The sequence below is a fragment of the Burkholderia sp. BCC1638 genome (assembly GCF_902833195.1).
GTDB lineage: Bacteria > Pseudomonadota > Gammaproteobacteria > Burkholderiales > Burkholderiaceae > Burkholderia > Burkholderia diffusa.
The window spans coordinates 155,527-175,889 of sequence record NZ_CADFEC010000014.1 but is presented as its reverse complement, the minus strand read 5'-3'; the positions used below and the strand labels follow the sequence as shown (position 1 = coordinate 175,889).

At 68.9% G+C, this 20,363-nt stretch carries 18 protein-coding genes; 8 read left to right on the top strand and 10 right to left on the bottom strand.

Going from position 1 to position 20,363, the window contains the following annotated elements:
* The coding region (locus tag HWX22_RS18570; protein WP_175916193.1) for a DUF802 domain-containing protein at positions 1–1,887 on the bottom strand (1,887 nt) is incomplete at its 3' end.
* A gap of 10 nt (positions 1,888–1,897) precedes the next feature.
* Entirely contained in the window at positions 1,898–2,647 is a 750-nt protein-coding gene (locus HWX22_RS18565; RefSeq protein ID WP_175916192.1) for a DUF3348 domain-containing protein, read from the bottom strand.
* 454 nt (positions 2,648–3,101) lie between these two features.
* Between HWX22_RS18565 and HWX22_RS18560 the strand changes: the two genes are divergently transcribed.
* Complete coding sequence (locus HWX22_RS18560) at positions 3,102–4,313, top strand: hypothetical protein (RefSeq protein ID WP_059818650.1); 1,212 nt, start codon at positions 3,102–3,104, stop codon at positions 4,311–4,313.
* Positions 4,314–4,435: 122 nt separating this feature from the next.
* Here the strand turns inward: HWX22_RS18560 and HWX22_RS18555 are convergent, their stop codons facing one another.
* On the bottom strand, positions 4,436–5,074 hold the full coding sequence (locus HWX22_RS18555; protein WP_175916191.1) for a LysE family translocator: 639 nt from the start codon (positions 5,072–5,074) through the stop codon (positions 4,436–4,438).
* 152 nt (positions 5,075–5,226) lie between these two features.
* Between HWX22_RS18555 and HWX22_RS18550 the strand changes: the two genes are divergently transcribed.
* The 3 genes from HWX22_RS18550 to HWX22_RS18540 all read left to right on the top strand — a co-directional run bounded on the left by HWX22_RS18550 (position 5,227) and on the right by HWX22_RS18540 (position 7,803).
* Entirely contained in the window at positions 5,227–5,691 is a 465-nt protein-coding gene (locus HWX22_RS18550) for a GNAT family N-acetyltransferase (protein WP_175916190.1), read from the top strand.
* The gene (locus HWX22_RS18545; protein ID WP_175916189.1) at positions 5,691–6,266 is read left to right on the top strand and encodes a hypothetical protein; all 576 of its coding nucleotides are present in this window, start codon (positions 5,691–5,693) and stop codon (positions 6,264–6,266) included. Before HWX22_RS18550 ends, HWX22_RS18545 begins: the two co-directional genes overlap by 1 nt.
* Before the next feature lie 160 nt (positions 6,267–6,426).
* On the top strand, positions 6,427–7,803 hold the full coding sequence (locus tag HWX22_RS18540) for an FAD-containing oxidoreductase (protein ID WP_175906712.1): 1,377 nt from the start codon (positions 6,427–6,429) through the stop codon (positions 7,801–7,803).
* Between the two features lie 53 nt (positions 7,804–7,856).
* On the opposite strand, the gene HWX22_RS18535 is transcribed toward HWX22_RS18540, so the two are convergent.
* Positions 7,857–8,750 carry an SDR family oxidoreductase gene (locus tag HWX22_RS18535; RefSeq protein WP_175916188.1) on the bottom strand — a complete coding sequence of 298 codons (894 nt, stop codon included), beginning with the start codon at positions 8,748–8,750 and terminating at the stop codon, positions 7,857–7,859.
* Positions 8,751–8,844: 94 nt separating this feature from the next.
* On the opposite strand from HWX22_RS18535, the gene HWX22_RS18530 reads away from it, so the two are divergent.
* From HWX22_RS18530 to HWX22_RS18515, 4 genes are all read left to right on the top strand, one after another.
* Positions 8,845–9,714 (top strand): helix-turn-helix transcriptional regulator, encoded by an 870-nt coding sequence (locus HWX22_RS18530; protein WP_175916187.1) that lies wholly within the window; start codon positions 8,845–8,847, stop codon positions 9,712–9,714.
* A gap of 140 nt (positions 9,715–9,854) precedes the next feature.
* Positions 9,855–11,084: a cyanate transporter gene (locus HWX22_RS18525; RefSeq protein WP_175916186.1), complete on the top strand. Its 1,230-nt coding sequence runs from the start codon at positions 9,855–9,857 to the stop codon at positions 11,082–11,084.
* A 149-nt stretch (positions 11,085–11,233) separates the two neighbouring features.
* Positions 11,234–12,004, top strand: a complete 771-nt coding sequence (locus HWX22_RS18520; protein WP_059601335.1) for an ABC transporter substrate-binding protein — start codon at positions 11,234–11,236, stop codon at positions 12,002–12,004.
* 271 nt (positions 12,005–12,275) lie between these two features.
* The gene (locus HWX22_RS18515) at positions 12,276–13,838 is read left to right on the top strand and encodes a methyl-accepting chemotaxis protein (protein WP_175916185.1); all 1,563 of its coding nucleotides are present in this window, start codon (positions 12,276–12,278) and stop codon (positions 13,836–13,838) included.
* A 107-nt stretch (positions 13,839–13,945) separates the two neighbouring features.
* Here HWX22_RS18515 and HWX22_RS18510 read toward each other — a convergent pair whose 3' ends face one another.
* The 6 genes from HWX22_RS18510 to HWX22_RS18485 all read right to left on the bottom strand — a co-directional run bounded on the left by HWX22_RS18510 (position 13,946) and on the right by HWX22_RS18485 (position 20,100).
* The gene (locus HWX22_RS18510; RefSeq protein WP_059531991.1) at positions 13,946–14,329 is read right to left on the bottom strand and encodes a hypothetical protein; all 384 of its coding nucleotides are present in this window, start codon (positions 14,327–14,329) and stop codon (positions 13,946–13,948) included.
* Between the two features lie 131 nt (positions 14,330–14,460).
* The gene (locus tag HWX22_RS18505) at positions 14,461–15,933 is read right to left on the bottom strand and encodes an amidohydrolase family protein (protein WP_175906715.1); all 1,473 of its coding nucleotides are present in this window, start codon (positions 15,931–15,933) and stop codon (positions 14,461–14,463) included.
* A gap of 103 nt (positions 15,934–16,036) precedes the next feature.
* On the bottom strand, positions 16,037–17,515 hold the full coding sequence (locus tag HWX22_RS18500; RefSeq protein ID WP_175906716.1) for a sodium:solute symporter: 1,479 nt from the start codon (positions 17,513–17,515) through the stop codon (positions 16,037–16,039).
* Entirely contained in the window at positions 17,512–17,724 is a 213-nt protein-coding gene (locus HWX22_RS18495) for a DUF3311 domain-containing protein (protein WP_059690319.1), read from the bottom strand. The genes HWX22_RS18500 and HWX22_RS18495 overlap by 4 nt, the downstream gene beginning before the upstream one ends.
* A 39-nt stretch (positions 17,725–17,763) precedes the next feature.
* Positions 17,764–18,852: a porin gene (locus HWX22_RS18490; protein WP_175916198.1), complete on the bottom strand. Its 1,089-nt coding sequence runs from the start codon at positions 18,850–18,852 to the stop codon at positions 17,764–17,766.
* A 348-nt stretch (positions 18,853–19,200) separates the two neighbouring features.
* Positions 19,201–20,100 (bottom strand): IclR family transcriptional regulator, encoded by a 900-nt coding sequence (locus tag HWX22_RS18485; protein WP_175906718.1) that lies wholly within the window; start codon positions 20,098–20,100, stop codon positions 19,201–19,203.
* Between the last annotated feature and the right edge of the window lie 263 nt (positions 20,101–20,363).

Genomic DNA, 20,363 nt, shown 5'->3' with positions numbered 1-20,363 from the left:
CGCCCATTCGTCGCGCAACGCGGCGGCCATGGCAGCGAGCGAGTCGTTCCATGCGGACAGGCGTGCTTCGTCGCGTGCGGCCAGTTGCGTTTGCAGGCTCGTGTGCGAATCGCGAATCGTCGACAGCAGATCGGTCGAGCGTTGTTCGAACGTGGACGCTTGCGCGGTCAGATCGCGCGTGGTTTGTGCGAGCGCGTCGCAGATTTCCTGCTGACGGCCCGCGCTGTGCACGCCCGCGCGCTGCCATTCGTCTCCGAGCTTCGCGGCCATCGCGGCCAGCGAATCGTTCCATGCCGCCAGACGTTCTTCGTCACGCGCGGCCAGTTGCGTTTGCAGGCCCGTGTGCGAATCGCGAATCGTCGACAACAGGTCGTTCGAACGTTGTTCGAACGTGGACGCTTGCGCCGTGAGATCGCGCGTCGTCTGCGCCAGCGCATCGCAGATTTCCTGCTGACGGCCCGCGCTATGCGCGCCCGCGCGCTGCCATTCGTCGCCGAGCTTCGCGGCCATCGCGGTCAGCGACGCATTCCACGCCGCCAGACGTTCTTCATCGCGCGCGGCCAGTTGCGTTTGCAGCGCCGCATGCGACTCGCGCATCGCGGCAAGCGCCCCGCCCGAATGCCGCTCGAACGTCGCGGCGGCTTCGCCGAGCGCCTGTGCATGCTGGCCGGCCAGCGTCTCGCCGACCTGCTCCTGGCGCGCGAGCGCATCGCGCCACGCGTCGGACAGCCGGCTTTCGGTCGATTCGAGGCGCGTCGCGACGCCGTCGAGCAGATCCGTCGAACGCTGCGCGAAGGTGTCGGTGAACTGGCCGAGCGTCGTTTGCAGCTGCTGCGCGACGGCATCGCCCGCGCGGCGCTGCTCGTCGAGCGCGCGATTCCAGACGGCCGTCACGTTCCCGGTGGTCTTCTCGAAACCGTCGGTCAGCCCGTCGAGCTGACGCTGCACGGCGCCCGTCACGGTGTCGCGCAGCGCGGCCATTTCCTGCGCGAGCCCCGCCATCGTCGCCGCGACGACCGGCTGCAGCGCGGCACCGGCCACGCGCGCGCTCTCGGCGGCGCTTTCCTTCAGCGCGTCGCCGACGTTCGACGCCAGGCCCGCATACGCGCGCTCGGTCCGATCGAAGAATGCCTGCTGGCTTTCGATCTGGCGATCGTGCAGCGCGACGCTGCGCGCCTCGAGCGTCGTCATCATCGTCTGCAGCCGGTCGACCAGCGCCGGCATCACGTCGGCCTGGCGCTGCAGCAGCCGGAACGATTCGTCGCGCTGGTGCGCGGACGAATGCACGCGCAGCGTCGTCGCGATCTTCGCGTCGAGCTGCTGGCCCGCGTCGAGCCGTTCGCGGCGCACGAGCGCGGACAGAAGACCGAGCATTGCGGACGTCGCGACACCCGCGATCGACGTGCCGAACGCGAAGCCGAGACCCTTCACCGGCGCGATCAGCGACGCGCGGATCGCGTCGAGGTCGGTCGCGCTTTCGAGCGCGGCGCCCGTGCCCTTCAGCGTCACGACCATCCCGAGCAGCGTGCCGAGCATGCCGAGCAGCACGAGCAGGCCGACCAGATACGGCGTGAGCGACGGCCCCGGCAGCGCGACGCGCGCGCCTTCGACGCGTGCCCGCACGGCACCGCGCAGGCCCGGGGGCAGCGTATCGAGCCACGTGTCGAGCTTCGCCGGCGGTTCGGTCAGGCCGGCCACCGCGCGCGACAGCGTGGCGGTAGCCTGCCGGTAGCGCCGCAGTTCCCACGCACCGGCGACGTAGCAGGCGCCGATCAGCAGCGTGACGGCCGTCGCGAGCGGGTTCGACGCGATATAGCCGACGCCGATCCAGCACACTGCGAGCAGACCGGCGATGAAGACAACGAGATCAAGACGAATTCTGGACATAGCGTAGGGATTAGCAGGTACGAAGGGCCGCGAGCAGCCCGTCTACCGTTTGAAACCGGACTTCGAGTTCGGCGAGCAGGATGCTTTGCATCTCGTTGCGGAACGTGTCGAGCCACGTGCCGGGCACGATCGCCGCGACGGGCGGTGCGTCGCCCTCGGCATCGGCGTCGGCCGCCGCTTGCGCGTCGGCAAGCGCCTGCCGTTCCGCGTCGCGCAGCCGCTCGAAGCGCGTGCCGAGCAGCGCGGGCACGGCGGACAGCAGGCTGCGCTCGCGCGCGCCGAGCACGCGCTCCATGATCGCGTCGAGCGTCGCGAGCCGCGCCATCCCGGACGAGCGCGCGGCGACCGCGACCCGCAGGCGGCCGCGCAACTGGCCGATCGCGGTCTCCATTTCCTGCTGGAGCGACAGACAGCTCTGACGGAAATCGGCGAAGTCGGCCGTGTCGGCGGGCGGCGGCGGCAACTCGCCGGGACGCCGCCGCGTGCGCGGGCGGTGGGCGGCCGTGATCGCCTGCGCGAGGTCGTGGCGCACGCGCGCGCAGTCACGCTCCGCGTCGTAACCACGCACGCCGGCCGCGACGCCGGGCGGGCTCGCATTCAGCGCGGACGACAGCGTGATCGCGTCGGTCCAGCCGAGCCACTGGCTCAGGCGGTCCGACAGCGTCTGCCGGGATTCCGCGACGTCGGCATCGGTCAGGCGCGCGAGCAGCCGGACGAGCGTCGGGCCGCTCAGTGCCGGGCGCGAGGGTGCTTGCACCATGCTGCAAACCGTCAAAAAAGGCAGCAGTTTACACGTCGTCGGGAGGTCGACCGCCAGAATCGGGGAAGCGGCCCGGCCCGGCATGCCGCGCAACCGGCCCGAACGCCCGCAGCAGAAGGCTCGCGGGCCGATCGCCGGGGATTCCCGGTGCGCCGGCGCGGCGCCGGCCACGCATCCGGACGGTCTCCGAAGCCGCCCCGGCGGACGCCGGTTCACGCCGGACCATAATGTTCGCCCGCATGCGTTTCCGTCACGGACGTGCGGTACCATCGCGACACCCGCCGCGCGATTCGCGCCCGATGCGGGCCCGCGCCGCTTTGCAGCCGGCGCGCGGGCCGCCGGACGCACATGGATATCCGGCCGATATCCGCGGGACGCAGGCGGCGCCCCGGGAGACGGGCGCCGCCGCCCATGACAACGACTGATAACAGACGGGCCTGCCCGACCGCTCACGATGCTTTCCGACTTCGTCGCGCGCCTGCGCGAGCGCTTCAGCAAACCGCCAACCCGGCAGGACTTCGCCGCCCGCCTGATCGCCGCGCTGCGCGCGACCGGCGACACGCGCGAGTGGCTTCACGAGGACGACAAGGGCCGTCTCGTGCAAGCGGATGTCCCGTCGAACATCATCAACCTGCACAACCTGTTCCGCGACTACGCGGACGCGAAGCCGGCCGAGCGCGAAGCGACGCTGCAGCGGCAGGCGAGCGCGATGATGCAGCACGAGATTCCGACGAACTTCGCGGATGTCCGCGCGCGGCTGCGCCCTGTGATCCGCAGCGCGACCGAGCGCGGCACGGTCGCGCTGCAACTCGCCGGACAGCCCGCCGCGTCGGAAGTCGCGTTCCGGACGCTGTGCGAGAACCTCGAGATCGGCATCGCGTACGACGGCGAATTCAGCGTCGCGCGGCTGACGAGCGCACGGCTCGCCGAATGGGGCGTCAGCTTCGACGACGCATGCGACATCGCGATCGACAACCTGCGCGGTGCGTCGTCGACGCCGTGGGCCGCATTGCGCGACGGCGTGTTCCTGTCGCAGTTCGGCGACTACTACGACGCGGCGCGGCTATTGCTGACCGATCTGCTGCACCGCCAGCCGATCTCCGGCGCGCCGGTGGTGATGGCGCCGAACCGGGCCGTGCTGCTGCTCACCGGCGACCGCAACGCGGCCGGGCTCGCGACGATGGTAGAACTCGCGGAACAGGCGCGCGCGCAGCCGCGTCCGCTGCCGCCGCTGATGCTGCGCTGGGACGGCGCCGCGTGGCGGAATTTCGTCCCGGCAGGGCTGGAAGCGAAGCTGCACGCGTTGCGCGTGGACGAGCTCGCGGGCGACTACCAGGATCAGCGGACGCTGCTTGACGACCTCCACAAGCGGGACGGCATCGACGTCTTCGTGGCGTCGTACACCGTGTACCGGCGGCAGAACGGCGAGCTGTTCAGCGTCGGCGTGTGGAGCGACGGCGTGCCGACGCTGCTGCCCGAGACGGACATCGTCGTGCTCTATCGGGAAGCGACGCGGCAGTCGGCCCACGTGCCGATGGCCGCGCTGCGGGACGCCTGCGGCGACCTGATGACGGCCACCGCGCACCGGCCGGTGCGGTATGAAGTGACGGCGTTTCCGGATGACGCGCGGTTCGCGGCCCTGCTCGAACGGTTTCCGGCGGCGTGACGGGCGCTTGCGCGTCCGGGGGGCGGTGATTCGAAGCCGTGGCGCCGCCCGCGACGCCATGTGCCGGAATGACCGGCCGTGGCGGCATGCCTTTCAGGAATGCAACGGCGCCGCCGCTGCCGTCAGATCCCTGCCTTCGGCGCAGTCAGGATCAGGCGCAGGCCGAGCAGCGTGATCGCGCCGGCCGCGACGCGGTCGACCCACTTCTTCGCGCGCAGGTAGAGTTCGCGCGGCCGGCGGGTCGAGAAGCACAGCGCGACGAGCGTGTACCAGCCGAATTCGACGCCGAACACGAGCGGCGGCAGCGCCAGATAGCACCAGAGCGGCGGATGCTGCGGCAACAGCGCGGCGAAGATGCTGCCGTACCAGATCGCCGTCTTCGGGTTGCTGAGCTGGGTCGTGAGGCCGGTCCAGAACGACTTGCGCGCGCTGCCGGCGACGACGGCCTGCGAATCGTCCATCGCGATCGGCCGGTCGGCGCCGCGCCAGATCTTCGACGCCATGTAGATCAGGTATGCGCCGCCCGCGAGCTTGAGGCCCACGTACAGCCATTCGACCGCCTGCAGCAGCGTGTAGAGCCCGGCCAGCGCGACGCCGCCGAACGCAATCCCGCCGACGCCCATGCCGAGCGCAGTCGCGAGCCCGTCGCGGCGCGACAGCCCGATCGAATTGCGGGCGACCAGCACGAAACTCGGGCCCGGAATCATCGCGCCAAGCCACAGCGCGGCCAGAATGGCGAGTACGGCAGCCGATGCAGTCATCGAAGTCTCCTTGATCAGCGACGCCGAAGCGCCGGCGCCTGCGTGACGAATCCCGACGGTGAAGTCGACGATTCTGGCACGCTTCGCGGGCCGCCGGAAGCACCCGCGCGCTGCTATGCTGGGTGCCGTTTCCGCCATCGCGCCACGCCCCCATGATCGAGATCCGCGCCGCCCGCTATCCCGACGATGCCGCCGTCGTCGAAGCGATTTTCCGCGAGTACATCGCGAGCCCCGCGGTCAGCCTCGCGTTCCAGGACTATGAGCCCGAGCTCGCCGCGCTGCCGGGAAAATACGCGGCGCCGCGCGGGCAATTGCTGCTCGCGTGGCGCGGCGAGCATGCGGTCGGCTGCGCGGCGTTTCGCGAAATCGACGCGACGACGTGCGAGATGAAGCGCGTATACGTGCGCCCCGAAGCGCGTGGGCTGAACATCGGCCGCCAGCTCGTCGAACGGCTGCTGCGCGACGCGAAGGCGGCCGGTTATGCGCGGATGTGCCTCGACGTGCTGCCCGAATTCGTCGCCGCAAGGCAACTGTATGGTTCGCTCGGCTTCACGCCAGCGCCGCCCGTTGCGTTCAATCCGGTGCCCGGCACCGAGTTTCTCGGCCGGGATCTGTGATGAGCACAGCCGCGCGTCGCGCCCTCCTCGCGCTGCTCGCCGCGCTGTCGTCCGGCGCATGGGCCGACGGGCTCCCGCAATCCATCGCGACGCAACTGCCGTCCGGCTACCAGCCGCTCGTCGCGCAGGAGGGGCCTGACCTCGGCGACGGACGGCGCAGCTTTCTCGTCGTCGTGCATCGCGCGGCCGATTCGCGTGGGCAGCCGTCGCCCCGCCCGCTGCTGATCTTCGAGGAGCGGCCCGATCACGCGTACCGCCTCGCCGCGCGCAACGACCACGTGGTCCTGCGCGCGAACGAAGGCGGCCAGTGCGATCCGTTCGATCCCGAAGACGCCGCCGACAGCGGCCTCTCGGTGAAAGGCCGCTATTTCACCGTGCAGAACTTCGTCGCGTGCGGCCAGCACTGGAGCGACTACGTGACGTTCCGCTACGACCCGCGCGCACACGGCTGGCTGTTCGCCAGCGAGATCTACACCGAATCGTTTCCGCTCGACGACAAGCCCGACGAAGTCACCGTCACGCGCGCCGATGCGCACCGGCCGGTGACGTTCGGCCAATGGCTGCGCAAGGACTGAAAAACCGTCGGCGGACCCTGTTCCGCCGCTTGCATCAGCGCAACTCGCCTCCCCTCGCCAACCGGTCTACCATAGGCGCTCGTCGCCGTTCGGGCGCGCGCCGACGCGGCATGCGTCTTGCGCGCCCCCTTCCCACGTTGAACCAGCGCAGGAGGACGTCATGACGCAACACTTCGACGCGATCGTCATCGGCACGGGCCAGGCCGGTCCGCCGCTCGCCGCGCGGCTCGCGGGCGCCGGCATGAAAGTGGCGATCATCGAGCGTGGCCGCTTCGGCGGCACCTGCGTGAACACCGGCTGCATTCCGACCAAGACGCTGATCGCGAGCGCGTACGCGGCGCAGCTTGCACGTCGTTCGGCCGAATACGGCGTGTCGGTCGGCCCCGTCAGCGTCGACATGAAGGCCGTGAAGGCGCGCAAGGACCGGATTTCCGGGCGCTCGAACCACGGCGTCGAACAATGGGTGCGCGGGCTCGAGAACACGACCGTGTTTCAGGGTCATGCCCGATTCGAGCGGGCGAACGCGGTACGCGTCGGCGACGAAGTGCTCGAAGCCGACCGCATCTTCATCAACGTCGGCGGGCGCGCGCAAATTCCGCCGATGCCGGGCCTCGACTCGGTGCCGTACCTGACCAACTCGACGATGATGGACGTCGACTTCCTGCCCGAGCATCTCGTGATCGTCGGCGGCAGCTACGTCGGGCTCGAATTCGGTCAGATGTACCGCCGCTTCGGCTCGCAGGTGACGATCGTCGAGAAAGGATCGCGTCTGATCCGGCGCGAGGACGAGGACGTCTCGCAGGCCGTGCACGAGATTCTCGCGAACGAAGGCATCGACGTGCAGCTCGATGCGAACTGCCTGACCGCGCGACGCGACGGCGACGGCGTCGCGGTCGGCCTGGACTGCACCGGCGGCCGCCGCGAGGTCGCGGGCTCGCACCTGCTGCTCGCGGTCGGCCGCGTGCCGAACACCGACGATCTCGGGCTCGAGCAGGCCGGCGTCGCGGTCGACGCGCGCGGCTACGTCACCGTCGACGATCAACTGCGCACCAACGTCCCCGGCATCTGGGCGCTCGGCGACTGCAACGGGCGCGGCGCATTCACGCACACCGCGTACAACGACTACGAGATCGTTGCGGCCAACCTGCTCGATGACGATCCGCGCAGGGTGTCCGACCGCATCACCGCGTACGCGATGTACATCGATCCGCCGCTCGGCCGCGTCGGCATGACGCTCGCGGAAGCGAGGCAAACCGGCCGCAGGCTGCTGGTCGGCACGCGGCCGATGACGCGGGTCGGGCGAGCGGTCGAAAAAGGCGAGAGCCACGGTTTCATGAAGGTGATCGTCGACGCGGACAACCATGCGATCCTCGGCGCGTCGATCCTCGGCGTGACGGGCGACGAGGTCGTGCACGGGTTGCTCGACGTGATGGCCGCCGGCGCGCCGTACACGACGATCAGCCGCGCGATGCATATCCACCCGACCGTGTCGGAGCTCGTGCCGACGCTGCTGCAGGACCTGCATCCGGTCGAATGACGCGCGACGGGCGGGCCGGCCGACAACGACGGCACGCCCCGCGCATGCGCGCATCAGGTCTCGAAGTACCTCGGCCGGTCGATGTCGGCCAGCAATCCCGGCTGTACCGGTGCCCAGTCGAGCAGCGCGCGCGTGCGCTCGCTCGTTGCGGGCGCATCCATTCCCGCGAACATCGCGAACCACCCGAAGTGCTCGCCGGCTTGCGCGGCCGATTTCGACACGACCGGCACGTTCAGCCGGCGACCGATCACGTCCGCGATCGCGCGAAACGGCACGCCCGTATCGTCGACCGCGTGATAGCGCGCGCCGGACGCGCCGCGTTCGACCGCGAGCCGGTACACACGCGCCGCATCGAGCCGGTGCACGGCCGGCCAGCGGTTGCCGCCGTCGCCGAGATACGCGGACGCGCCCTTCTCCCTCGCGAACGCGATCAGGCGCGGCACGAAGGCGTGATCGCCGTCGCCGTGCACGGACGGCGGCAGGCGCACGACCGACGCGCACACGCCGCGCGCGGCCAGCGCGGCGGCCGTCGCTTCCGACGCGCGCGGATAGGTCACCGACACCGGCACGTGCGGATCGTCCTCCGTCGCCGCGCGGCCGGGCGCGACGAGCGCGAGGCCCGACGTGACGATCAGCGGCCGCGCCGACCCCGCGAGCGCCGCACCGATCGTCTCGATCGCGCGGCGGTCGAGCTCGCAGTTTTCCGCGAAGCGCGAGAAGTCGTGATTGAATCCCGTGTGGATCACCGCGTCGACGGCCTCGGCGCCGCGCGTCAGGCTGTCGAGATCCTCCAGCGACCCGCGATGCACCTCGGCACCCGCTGCCGCGACCGCCTCGGCGGCCGCGTCGGAACGCGCGAGACCGAGCACCGCATGCCCGGCGGCCACGAGTTCCGCAACGACCGCGGAGCCGACGAAACCCGACGCTCCCGTTACAAAGACACGCATTTCGACACCTCCGAATGAATGAGAGGCTTACTATCTGTCGACCGTCGCGCGCGGTGAAGCCGTGACGGTTTACCGGTAAACGAACTAACAGGCTATGGCTGACGCATCCGACAACCTGCTCGGCGCGTACCTTCGGGACCGCCGCGAGAAACTCGATCCAGCCGCGCTCGGGCTGCCCGTCGCGCGCCGCCGCACGCCGGGCCTACGGCGCGAGGAAGTGGCGCAGCGCGCGCACGTGAGCGCCGCGTGGTACACGTGGCTCGAACAGGGGCGCGGCGGTGCGCCGTCCGCCGACGTGCTCGACCGGCTCGCCCGCGCACTGCTGCTCAACGACGCGGAACGCGAGCATCTGTTTTTGATCGGCCTCGGCCATCCGCCCGAGGTGCGCTATCACGCGAGCAGCGACGTCACGCCGCGCCTGCAGCACGTGCTCGATTCGCTCGACGCCAGCCCCGCGATCGTGCGCACGGCGACGTGGGACGTCGTCGCATGGAACGACGCGGCCGCCGCGACGCTGACCGACTATGCAACGCTGCCGCCGCCCGCGCGCAATATCCTGCGGCTGATCTTCGTCGATGCCGGGGTGCGCTACGCGCAGCAGAACTGGGAACGCGTCGCGCGGTTCGCGGTGGGCGCGTTTCGCGCCGACATCGCGCGCGGCGGGGCGACGCAGGCCGTGCAGACGTTCGTCGACGAGATGCGTGCGACGAGCGCCGAGTTCGACGCGATGTGGCGCGATCACGACATCCATTCGCATGACGAAGGAACGAAGGAGATTCGTCATCCGCAGGCCGGCCGGATCGCGCTCGAATACTCCGCGTTCTCGGTGACCGGCCGCCCGGACCTGAGCCTCGTGATCTTCACGCCGGCGACGCCGGCCGATCGTGCGTGCATCCGGACGCTCGTCGCCGCGCGTGAAAAGGCCCGCGAACGGGCCGACGAACCGCACCTGCCGGCCGCGTAGCGCGTCGAAGTTGCGCGCGGCGCCGCGCCATCGCAATCCGCACTGACACCCAGTCGAATATTTAATTTTCACCTGGGTAAGCGCGCCTTTACCCTTTCGGCATCGCATCACAGGGCCACCGGCCCGCCTGGAGCATTCCGATGACCGACCCCGGCACCGCGCAAGCCGTCCCCCGCCCGCATGCGGCTTCCGTATCCTGCGGCGCACTCGCGTTGCTGGTGCTCGCCGGCCTCAACCTGCGGCCGTTCCTGACCGCGTTCGGCCCCGTGCTCGACATCGTGCGTGCCGACACGGGCCTCGGCTTCCGCGCGGCCGCGCTGCTGACCACGCTGCCGTTCGTGCTGATGGGCGTCGTCGCCGGCGTCGGCGTCGGGCTCGCACGACGCGTCGGCGAGCAGCGCGCGCTCGCCACCGCGCTGGCGCTGATCGCCGCGGGCTGCGCCGCGCGGCTGTGGACCGGCAGCAGCATCGGGCTGGTCGTCACGGCGGTCGTCGCGGGCGCGGGGGTCGCGGTGGTCCAGTCGCTCGCGCCGGGCCTCGCCAAGCGCTGGTTCGTCGACCGGCTGCCGCTCGCGATGGGCCTCTATTCGGCCGCGCTGGTCGGCGGCGGCGCATTCGGCGCGGTCGCGAGCCCGTGGCTCGCCGCGCACGGCGGCTGGCATCTGTCGCTCGCCGTCTGGGCCGTGCCCGCGCTCGTCACGCTCGCGCTGTGGCGCGCGAAGGCGCCGCGCGACGCGGTGCATGCCGCGACGGTTTCGGCGCCCGTCACCGCGTTCGTCCGAATTCCGCGCGCATGGCAACTCGCGCTGTTCTTCGGCCTCAGCAACAGCGGCTACGCGAGCCTCGTCGCGTGGTTGCCCGCGTTCTATCGCAGCGTCGGCCTGAGCGCGCAAGCGAGCGGCAACCTGCTTGCGTGGATGGCGCTGTTCCAGGCCGCCGGCGCGCTCGCGATGCCGCTGCTCGCGAAACGCTCGCATGAGCGCCGCCCCGCACTGTGGCTCACGCTCGCGTTGCAGACGATCGGCTTCGTCGGGTTCGCGACGATGCCCGCGCTCGCGCCGTGGCTGTGGGTCGCGAGCGTCGGCGTCGGGCTCGGCGGCTTCTTCTCGATGAGTCTGATCGTCACGCTCGACCACTTGCCCGATGCGCGGCTCGCCGGCGCGCTCGCCGCGTTCGTGCAGGGCATCGGCTTCCTCATCGTCGCCGCGAGCCCCTGGCTGATCGGCTGGCTGCGCGACGCAGGCGGCAGCTTCGCGATCGCGTGGTGGCTGCATGTCGGCGTGATCGCGTCGATGGCCGCGTTGAATGCCGCGTTCTCGCCCGCCGGCTACCGCCGCAACATGGCGCGCATCGCCGGCGCCGCGCGCTGACACAGAACCACCGGATTCCCTGACCCGGACGAACGCCGGCATCTTCCGGCGCTCGTCCAGCCGCCCGCGCATGGCCGGGCGCGGGCCGTCACGCCCACCGGCCGCATTCGCTTCACCGCACACGACATCAATCGATCATGGAGACAATCATGAAAAAACTCGTCATCGCCGTCGCGCTTGCGCTGACGGCAGGCGCCGCCGCCGCGAAAGACCCGGCCGTCCTGCGCCTCGGCGTCGATCCCAGCTACGCGCCGTTCGAATCGCTCGCGCCGGACGGCAAGCTCGTCGGCTTCGACATCGATCTCGGCAACGCGATCTGCGAACGCATGAAGGTGCGCTGCGTGTGGGTCGAGAACGCCTTCGACGGGATGATCCCCGCGCTGAAGGCGCGCAAGTTCGACGGCGTGCTGTCGTCGATGAGCGTGACCGAAAAGCGCCTCGCGCAGATCGCGTTCACCGACAAGATCAACAACGTGCCGCCGCGCCTCGTCGCGCGACGCGGCTCGAATCTGCAACCGACGGCCGGGTCGCTCGCGGGCAAGAGCGTCGGCGTCGAGCAGGGGTCGACGCAGGAAACCTATGCGCGCACGTACTGGGAACCGAAGGGCGTGATCGTGCGCACGTACCAGACGCAGGATCTCGTCTATCAGGATTTGATTGCGGGGCGCCTCGACGCGTCGCTGCAATCGTCTGTGCAGGCCGATCTCGGCTTCCTGAAGACGGCGAAGGGCGCGAACTTCGAATTCGCGGGGCCGCCGCTGCACGATCCGAAGACGCTCGGCGTCGGCTCCGCGATCGGCGTGCGCAAGGATGACGACGCGCTGCGCACGCAGATCAACCAGGCGCTCGCGAGCCTGATTCAGGACGGCACGTATCAGCGGATCGCGAAGAAGTATTTCTCGTTCGATATCTACAACTGACGGATGCGAGCGGCCTCGGCCGGTGGCACATGCGTGCCTCGGCCGTCGGCACGCCGCTCACCACGGCAACGCATCCACCCTCCACCGCCGCCCTTCTGTCGCATTCGTTCAGATTCGCGTCGCGTGCGGATAAAACCGCCGCGCCACGCCTGCCGTTAACCCGTTCGCAACCCCGGCGCCCCGCATTTCGACGCGGCGCCCCTTCGTCGTTCGTGATCCGGAATCCACATCCGCCGTTGGCCGCCCGTCGGGCCGCCGGCAAGGGAACGTCATGCGAAAACTCACCATCCGCGGCGGACTCGTCGCGACCATCGCCGGCTATACGGCGCTGCTCGTGCTGGTCGTCGGCGCGTGCATCGCCGCCCTCTACGCGGGCAACAGCTCGCTCGAAGCGATGTACCGCGACGACACCGCGTCGCTGCTGCACCTGAAAACCAGCTCGGAGCGCATGCTCGTGCTGCGCGAACGCGTGAGCGACGTCGCGCAGATCATCAGTGCCGGCCAGCCCGCGAAGGCGGAAATCGCGCAACTCCACACGCTCCTCAAGCAGAGCGACGACGAACTGGACGCGTACACGCGCCTGCACACGCGCGACGCCGACGAGCAAACGCTGTTCGACACGCTGCGCAATCGCCGTCGCACGCTGCTCGACCAGGTGTTCCTGAAGGCGATGTCGCAACTCGATCACGACAACGCATTCGACTTCCTCGACACGCACCGCACCGCGCCGCCGGCACTCTTCACCGCCTACCAGGAAGCGATCGACGCGCTCGAATCGTTCCAGGTCGCACGCCAGAAGGCGCGCTACGACGCGGCCGGCGAGCGCTTCCACCGGATCGTGTGGGCCATGGCGGCGGTCGCGCTGTTCGCGTTGATCGTCGGCTTCCTGGCGCAGCGCGTGCTCGCGAAGGCGATCATCGCGCCGATCCATCTCGCCGTCGCGCATTTCGACAGGATTTCGAAAGGCGACCTGACCGGCACGGTCGTCATTCCCGGCGAAAACGAAATGGCATATCTGCTGAATGCGTTGAAGCGGATGCAGGACGGCCTCGTCGAAACCGTGAACCAGGTGCGCTCGAGCACGGAGACGATCGTCGGCGACGTCCGCACGATCGCGAGCGGCAACGTCGACCTGTCCGCGCGCACGGAGCAGCAGGCCGTGTCGCTGCAGCAGGCGGCGGCGAGCGTGGAGCAGCTGACGGCGACCGTGCGCCAGAACGCGGACAACGCGCGCGATGCGCGCACTTACGCGCAAGGCGCGGCCGGGATCGCGTCGAAAGGCGGCGACGCGATGCAGCGCGTCATCGAAACGATGTCGGCGATCTCGCACAGCTCCACGCGGATCTCCGGCATCGTCGGCGTGATCGAAAGCATCGCATTCCAGACGAACATCCTTGCGTTGAATGCCGCGGTCGAAGCAGCGCGCGCGGGCGAACAGGGGCGTGGCTTCGCCGTGGTGGCGACCGAGGTGCGCGGGCTCGCGCAGCGCTGCGCGTCGGCGGCGAAGGAAATTCGCGAACTCATCGGCCACTCGGCGCAGCGCGTCGAAGACGGCAGCGGCCTCGTCGCGCTCGCCGGCTCGGCGATGACCGAACTCGTCGCCGCGGTCGAGCGCGTGAACGCGATCATGGGCGAGACGAGCACCGCATTCGACGAGCAGTCGGCCGGCATCGAGCAGGTGAATGCCGCGGTCATCCAGATGGAGCAGACGATGCAGCGCAATGCGGCGCTGGTGGAAGAGGCGGCCGCCGCGGCGCTGTCGCTCGAGGATCAGAGCACGCGGCTGAGCGATGCCGTCGCGCAGTTCCGTCTTCGAGAGCCGGCGGTGGCGTGATGTGACCGGCCCGACCGGCGTCGGCCGCCCGGCACGGTACGACACCCGCGCCGCGGCCCGGTGTCGTTGCCGGTAAAAATGTGGATCGTGTCGCGGGCCGCTCGCGCCTAGGCCGCCCGTGCCAGCAGGTCCATCGCGAAGGACCTCGCGTGCGCGACGGCCTCCTGCGCGTCGGGGAATACGCCGAGCTGCTCCCAGCGCTCTTCGGCCGCGTAGGTTCCTTTCACGGCGAGCGCCCGCTGCACGCGCAGCTGCGCGGCGAACCCGCCGTCCTCCAAAGCGCGCGCCGTCGCGACGACCTTGTGCGGGGGACTGGCTCGCTCCGGCTGATTCAACTCGACCGGACCGCCCGGCACGCCAGCACTCGTCAACTCGTTCCTGGCCTTGCAGTCCGGGCAGTAGAAACACCACCCCGCATCCTCGTGCTCGGGCTTGACCTGACCACGAGCCAGCACGGCGCGGCATTCAACGTTTTCGCAGATGAACGGCATAGCAGTCTCCGGAGTTGTTTGACGGAAATCCTAGCATGTCCGTCGGCGGCGAAACCAGAAAAAAACCCGGCCCGAGCCGGCCCCGCCTCGCCGTCCTTGCACCGCGCAAACCACTGCCGCCGCGGCGTCGTTCAGTAGCGACTGCGCCCCCACAGCGTCGTCGGCTCGTCGAGCAGGTGCCGCAACCCGCTGCGCGCGATCATCGTCTCCGCGACCGTCGTCACACGTTCGAGAATCTCGTGCTCGTCGACCGACAATACGCGACGATCCTCCATCAGCACGCGGCCGCCGACCATCGTCATGCACACGTCGGCCGCATTCGCGAAACACGTCACGCGATACACGGGCATGTTCATCGGCATCATGTGCGGGCGGAACAGGTCGACGAGGATGACATCGGCGAGCTTGCCGGCTTCGAGCGAACCGATCTCGTGATCGAGCGACAGCGCCTTCGCCGCGTCGATCGTCACCATCTCCAGCACCTTGCCGTGCGGCAGCACGTCCGGGTCGCGGAAGTGGCGGCGATGGTAGTGCATGCACTGCCACATGTGACGGAACATGTCGTAGCCGCGATCGGGCGCCGCGCCGTCCGACGCGATCGCAACCGTCACGCCCGCATCGATCAGCTCGGGCACCGGGCAGCGGCCGATGATCGACATGATCGCGCTCGGGTTGTGGACGATCGCGGTGCCGGTTTCCACGCACGCGGCGATGTCGTCGTCGGTCAGGTCGATGCTGTGCGACATGAACGACGTCGGGCCGAGCAGCCCGAGTTCGCGATGCGCGAACGCGAGCGTGCCGGCGCGATGCCCGTCCTGCGTGAACGTCAGGCCGCGTTCGCGCGCCAATGCGCCGTAGCGCACCGCCTGGTCGCGGAAGTCGCGCTCGTACCGCGCGAGTTCGGGGTCGTGCTCGGGACCGTACACGGGCAGCGTCAGCGCGATCCGGATCCGGCCGTCGGCATCGCCGTGGCACGCGTCGACGATGCGCTCGCATACGTCGTACATCGTGTCGAAATCGACGTCGCGCGTCTCGCTGCCGTTCGGCGAATGGCGCGTGTATGCACGCGGCGCGGGCGGGCGCGACGGACCGACGGCCACGATCGAGCGCGTGCCGGTACGCACGACCGCATCGCAGTGGCGCCGCGCGTAGACGGGATCGTCGACGCGCATGATCGAGTTGCCGCCGCCGAGCAGCGACACGCCCGTCGTCACGCCGGCCTTCAGCCGCTCGAGCGCCGCGAGGTGCGATTCGGTTTCCCAGAACACCTCGTCCGACGCGTGCGTGTAGATCGTCTCGGCCGCGGCCGACCACGCATCGCCGTCCGCACCGCCGATCGTGCGCAGCATCGCGTGACCGGCGTGCGCATGCGAATCGATCAGGCCCGGCAGCACGGCCTTGCGGCGCGCGTCGATCGTGCGCGCGGCACGGAAACGCGCCTGCAACTCGACGGTGTCGCCAACGGCGACGATGCGATCGCCGTTCACGGCAACTGCGCCGTTCTCGATCACGCGCCGCTGCGGGTCCATCGTGATCACGCAGCCGTTCGCGATCAGCGTATCGATTGCTTCGCGCCGGTCGTCGGCCTTATCCTCGGTCTTCATCGCCTGGTGTCCTGTTGGAATGCGAAATAGTTAAGGGGCCGCCGAGCGGAACAACCGCCGGGCGGCTGCCCGGCGGTTCGACGGCGGCATGTCGGTCGTGACGTCACGCGGAGCGGACCGGCGCCGCCACGCGCGCCTTCAGCTTGCGCTGCGCCGCGCTGATCGCGATGAACACGACGGCGTTCGCGGCGAGCGCGACCAGCCCAGGGTTGATCGACGTCAGCGTGCTCGATGCGCCGGGGAACAGCGACGCGAGCGTCACGCCGTAGTAATTCGTCATCGCGATCACGATCGCGCCGGCGACGATCCCCGCGAACGCACCTTCCCGCGTGCCGAACGGCCGCTTCAGGAAGCTCGACGCAAGCATCGGCACGAGCTGGGTCAGCAGGCTCGACGAGAAGATCGCGAGCGTGACGAAGGTGGCGCCGCCGCGCAGCACGAAGTAGACGACGACCAGCGTGAAGATCGGCAACGCGATCCGCGCGACGCGCGTCACCTCGCGATCGGTCGCATTCGGCGCGAAGCCTTCGCGGTAGATGTTGCGCGCGATCGTCGTCGATGCATTCAGCATGATCAGCGAGCCCGGCACCAGCGCGGTCAGCAGGCCCGTGCCGCCGACGATGCCGACGAACCACGCGGGGAACGTCTGCTTCACGAGGCGCAGCAGCGCGAGGTCGGTCTGCGCACCTTCGAGCCCGTGCACGGTCATCACGGCCGCGAAGCCGACGAGGAACAGGAACGCGATCAGCACCTGGTACAGCGGCATCAGGATCACGTTGCGGCGCAGCGCGCGTTCGTCCTTCGCGACGTAGATCGCGGTGAAGCCATGCGGATACAGGTAATAGCCGAGCGACGTGAGCAGGATCGTCGAGTTGTACCAGCTCAGGTTGAAGCCGTGCTCCGGCATGCGCAGCAGTTCGGGATGCGCGGCATCGATCTTCGCGAACATCTCGCCGAGGCCGCCGTAATAGTGCATCGGCAGGTACAGGCCGAGGAAGATCGCGATCGCTAGGATCAGCACGTCCTTGAAGATCGCGATGCTCGCGGAGCCGTGAATGCCCGACACGACCATGTAGACCGCCATCAGCGACGCGGCGATCCAGATCGCGGCCGATTGCGGGATCAGCCCGTACGACATCTCCGACACGATCACGCCGAGGCCGCGCAGCTGGATCATCAGCAGCGACACCATCGCGAACACGGCCACCACCGACACCAGCACGCCGATCGCGCGGCTGTCGTACTTCGCCGCGAAGTAATCGGCGAACGACACGAGCCCGCGCTCCTTCGCGTAGCGCCACACCGCGGGCAGCATCCAGTAGCCGATCACGAACGCGAGGCAGCCGTACGACAGGATGTAGAACGCGGGCACGCCCTTGCTGTAGGTCCAGCCGCTCGCGCCGAGAAACGAGAACGTCGAGAACGCCTCGCCCGCCATCAGCAGAAACGTGAGCAGCGAGCCGAAGCCGCGCCCGCCGACCGCCCACTGTTCGAGCGTGAGCTTGCGGCCGCGCCGTGCCATCACGCCGATCGCGAGCGCGAACACGGCGAACGCCGCGATGATGAGGATCGATGCGTTCATCGCGCGTCTCCCGTGCGGCCGTCGCGGGCCGAGTCGCGCTCGTCGAGGTGGAACAGGATCGCGAGGATCGCGGCGGTCGCGGCCATCCAGATCAGGTTCCATACAAGCAGGAACGGCAGGCCGAACAGCAGCGGCCGCACCTCGGCGATCGAGCCGCCGGTGTACATCCCGACGAACGGCAACGCCGCCAGCAACAGTTTGAATTTCATTGATGTCTCCTCCGGAAGACGCGCGCACGCGTCAGGGCATCAGAACTTCTGGCGAATGCCGACCACCGCCGCCACCTGCGACGTCGTCGACGACGGGCCGTCGGTGCCGTCGATCCACGCGTGTCCAACACCCGACGACGCCTTCTGGTAGAAGCCGTTCACGTACACGTCGGTGCGCTTCGACAGCAGGTACTGAACGCCGGCCGACACCTGCTGGTAGTGACCACCGTCGCCGCCGCGCGCGACCTTCGTATACGTGTAGCCGGCCGCGGCCATCAACGCGGGCGTGATCAGGTAGCGCACGCTGCCTTCGTAATTGCTGAAGCGCAGCGCGCCGCCCGTTGCCTGGCCGAAGTTCGAGCCCGTGTACAGCAGCCCGAGCGTCGCCTGCCCGATCGCATAGCTGCCGCCCGCGCCCCAGATCTGCTGGCGCACCGCGTTCCCGAGGCTCGCACCGAACACGGATGCCGACGACGGATAGTAGTTATCCGAAGCAACTGCGCCGCTCGTGCTGACCGCCGGATGGTTCACACGCGCATACGCGGCACCCGCGTTGAGCGGCCCGTTCACATACGTGACGCCCGCGCTCCACGTGTTGTCGTTCGAGAAGCCGGTCGAGTTCGAGAAGCCGTACACGAGGTTCGCCTGCAGGCCCGCGATCGTCGGCGACACGTACTTGACCGCATTGTTGGTGCGGAACGTGTTGTTGATGTCGTCGTTGTCGAACGGATGTGTCGAGTATTGCGCGAGGAAACTGCTCATCTGCAGCGAGCCGAGGATGTCCTGCGTCGAGTTGTACTGGCGGCCGAGCGTCACCGCACCCCAGCTCGCACCGCTCAGGCCAACCCATGCCGAGCGGCCGAACATGCGGCCGCCCTGCCCGAGCGCGCCGTTCGCGACGTTGAAGCCGTTCTCGAGCCGGAAGTTCGCTTTCAGGCCGCCGCCGAGATCCTCGGTGCCGATCAAGCCCCAGCGCGGGCCCGATTCGTTGCCGCCCGTGAACTGCCACAGCGCATGGCCCTTCGCGTTGTTCGTATAGGTCACGCCGGCGTCGACGATCCCGTACAGCGTCACCGTCGACTGCGCGTGCGCGGCGCCGGCGAACATCATCGCAATGGCCGCGCTCATGCACGCGACGCCCCTGTTACTGCCCATCGTTCGCACCATCTCCGTCATCTCCTCTCCAAACCGTCTTGTCGATGTTGTGTTGTCTTTTCTCGATGCTGGCCATACGCGCCGGTCGGCTTGTATAGACATTGGCTGGATGGTATCCAGCCGCAATCGCATCAAGAAATGAAATGTTCAACTGGCCGGCAGTTGAAAATCGAATGGAGACGAATGAAGCGGGGACGGGCGGGGAAAGCGGCCATCCGCAAGCAAACGGAAAGCCTCGAGGCACCGCGTGACGCGGTGCACTTTGCTCAGACGTGAATGGCGCGCGTAAGCAAGCTGACGAAACGGCGACGCGCGATGCGGCTACGCGGTTTTCCCGGATAGCCCGTGCATCGGCCGCCGCAGTGCGGCATCGAACGGGTTCGTGCGCGGGCCGATCGCGTCAGCCTGGCGCCTGAGCAGTTCGACGACCATCGGCATCCGGTCGTCGCCGAGACGCGACGCCAGTGTGCCGACGCTCAGCGCGCCGACCGGATAACCGGTGCGGTCGAGGATCGGCACCGCGACGCCGGCCATCCCGTCGAGCACGCCGCTGTTGCGTCCTGCATAGCCGAGCTGGCGCACGCGTTCGATCTCGGTGCGCAGATACACCTCGTCGAGCACGCCGTAGCCGCGAATGCGCGGCACGTTGAAGCGGATCACCTCTTCGCGCTCGGCTTCCGGCAGGAACGCGAGGATCGCGAGGCTGCCCTGCCCGACGCCGAGCGCGATGCGCCCGCCGATGTCGCCGGTAAACGAGCGGATCGGGAACGGCCCTTCGCAAAGATCGAGACACACCGCGTCGAAGCCGCTCTTCACGAGCAGGAAGATCGTCTCGCCGAGACTCGCGCACAGCCGCAGCAGCGCGGGCCGGCACAGCGTACGCATGCTGCTCGGGTTGCCGGCCAGCGCCGCAAGCGCGAAGAAGTCGACGCTCAACCGGTACAGCTTCGACTGCTCGTCCTGCTCGACCATCCCTTCGGCGATCAGCGATTGCAGGATCCGGTGCGCGGTGCCCTGCGTCAGGCCGACGGCCTTCGCGAGGTGCGTGACGCGCACGCCGTCCTGCTGCATGCCGGCCAGTGCGCGCAGGATCGCGAACGCGCGCTGCAGCATGCCGGTGCCCGGCGTGGCGGCGGCATCGGCCGCATCGTCGGCGGCGTCCTCGTCCGGGGCCGGCACGCTTGCGGCACGCGACGTTCCGCGCGAATGAGGTTCCTGCATGCGAGTTCTCCTCGATGATTTCAGTGAACGGAATACACCAGCCGCCATTGTCGTGCCGCCGAAATGCGTCGGGCATCCGGGTGTGCACGGGATTGACGCGCGCTTTTCATCGCCTCGCCCGCCTTCACTCAACGGAACGATTTTCCGGGGATGCTCCAAACCATTCCGATCAACGGAATTTTTCAGAAATTCATCCCGCTGAGCAGAATTCGAAATTGACGCTCCCAAATATGGCTGGCTAGAGTCCGCGTCAATGACGCACC

What these genes read in the sequence shown, in the direction of transcription:
- HWX22_RS18525 (WP_175916186.1), top strand. Translation starts at nt 9,855, where the DNA reads ATGACCGACCCCGGCACCGCGCAAGCCGTCCCCCGCCCGCATGCGGCT.
- HWX22_RS18565 (WP_175916192.1), bottom strand. Translation starts at nt 2,647, where the DNA reads ATGGTGCAAGCACCCTCGCGCCCGGCACTGAGCGGCCCGACGCTCGTC.
- HWX22_RS18520 (WP_059601335.1), top strand. Translation starts at nt 11,234, where the DNA reads ATGAAAAAACTCGTCATCGCCGTCGCGCTTGCGCTGACGGCAGGCGCC.
- HWX22_RS18490 (WP_175916198.1), bottom strand. Translation starts at nt 18,852, where the DNA reads ATGAGCGCGGCCATTGCGATGATGTTCGCCGGCGCCGCGCACGCGCAG.
- HWX22_RS18555 (WP_175916191.1), bottom strand. Translation starts at nt 5,074, where the DNA reads ATGACTGCATCGGCTGCCGTACTCGCCATTCTGGCCGCGCTGTGGCTT.
- HWX22_RS18505 (WP_175906715.1), bottom strand. Translation starts at nt 15,933, where the DNA reads ATGAAGACCGAGGATAAGGCCGACGACCGGCGCGAAGCAATCGATACG.
- HWX22_RS18510 (WP_059531991.1), bottom strand. Translation starts at nt 14,329, where the DNA reads ATGCCGTTCATCTGCGAAAACGTTGAATGCCGCGCCGTGCTGGCTCGT.
- HWX22_RS18560 (WP_059818650.1), top strand. Translation starts at nt 3,102, where the DNA reads ATGCTTTCCGACTTCGTCGCGCGCCTGCGCGAGCGCTTCAGCAAACCG.
- HWX22_RS18515 (WP_175916185.1), top strand. Translation starts at nt 12,276, where the DNA reads ATGCGAAAACTCACCATCCGCGGCGGACTCGTCGCGACCATCGCCGGC.
- HWX22_RS18485 (WP_175906718.1), bottom strand. Translation starts at nt 20,100, where the DNA reads ATGCAGGAACCTCATTCGCGCGGAACGTCGCGTGCCGCAAGCGTGCCG.
- HWX22_RS18530 (WP_175916187.1), top strand. Translation starts at nt 8,845, where the DNA reads ATGGCTGACGCATCCGACAACCTGCTCGGCGCGTACCTTCGGGACCGC.
- HWX22_RS18545 (WP_175916189.1), top strand. Translation starts at nt 5,691, where the DNA reads ATGAGCACAGCCGCGCGTCGCGCCCTCCTCGCGCTGCTCGCCGCGCTG.
- HWX22_RS18495 (WP_059690319.1), bottom strand. Translation starts at nt 17,724, where the DNA reads ATGAAATTCAAACTGTTGCTGGCGGCGTTGCCGTTCGTCGGGATGTAC.
- HWX22_RS18540 (WP_175906712.1), top strand. Translation starts at nt 6,427, where the DNA reads ATGACGCAACACTTCGACGCGATCGTCATCGGCACGGGCCAGGCCGGT.
- HWX22_RS18500 (WP_175906716.1), bottom strand. Translation starts at nt 17,515, where the DNA reads ATGAACGCATCGATCCTCATCATCGCGGCGTTCGCCGTGTTCGCGCTC.
- HWX22_RS18550 (WP_175916190.1), top strand. Translation starts at nt 5,227, where the DNA reads ATGATCGAGATCCGCGCCGCCCGCTATCCCGACGATGCCGCCGTCGTC.
- HWX22_RS18535 (WP_175916188.1), bottom strand. Translation starts at nt 8,750, where the DNA reads ATGCGTGTCTTTGTAACGGGAGCGTCGGGTTTCGTCGGCTCCGCGGTC.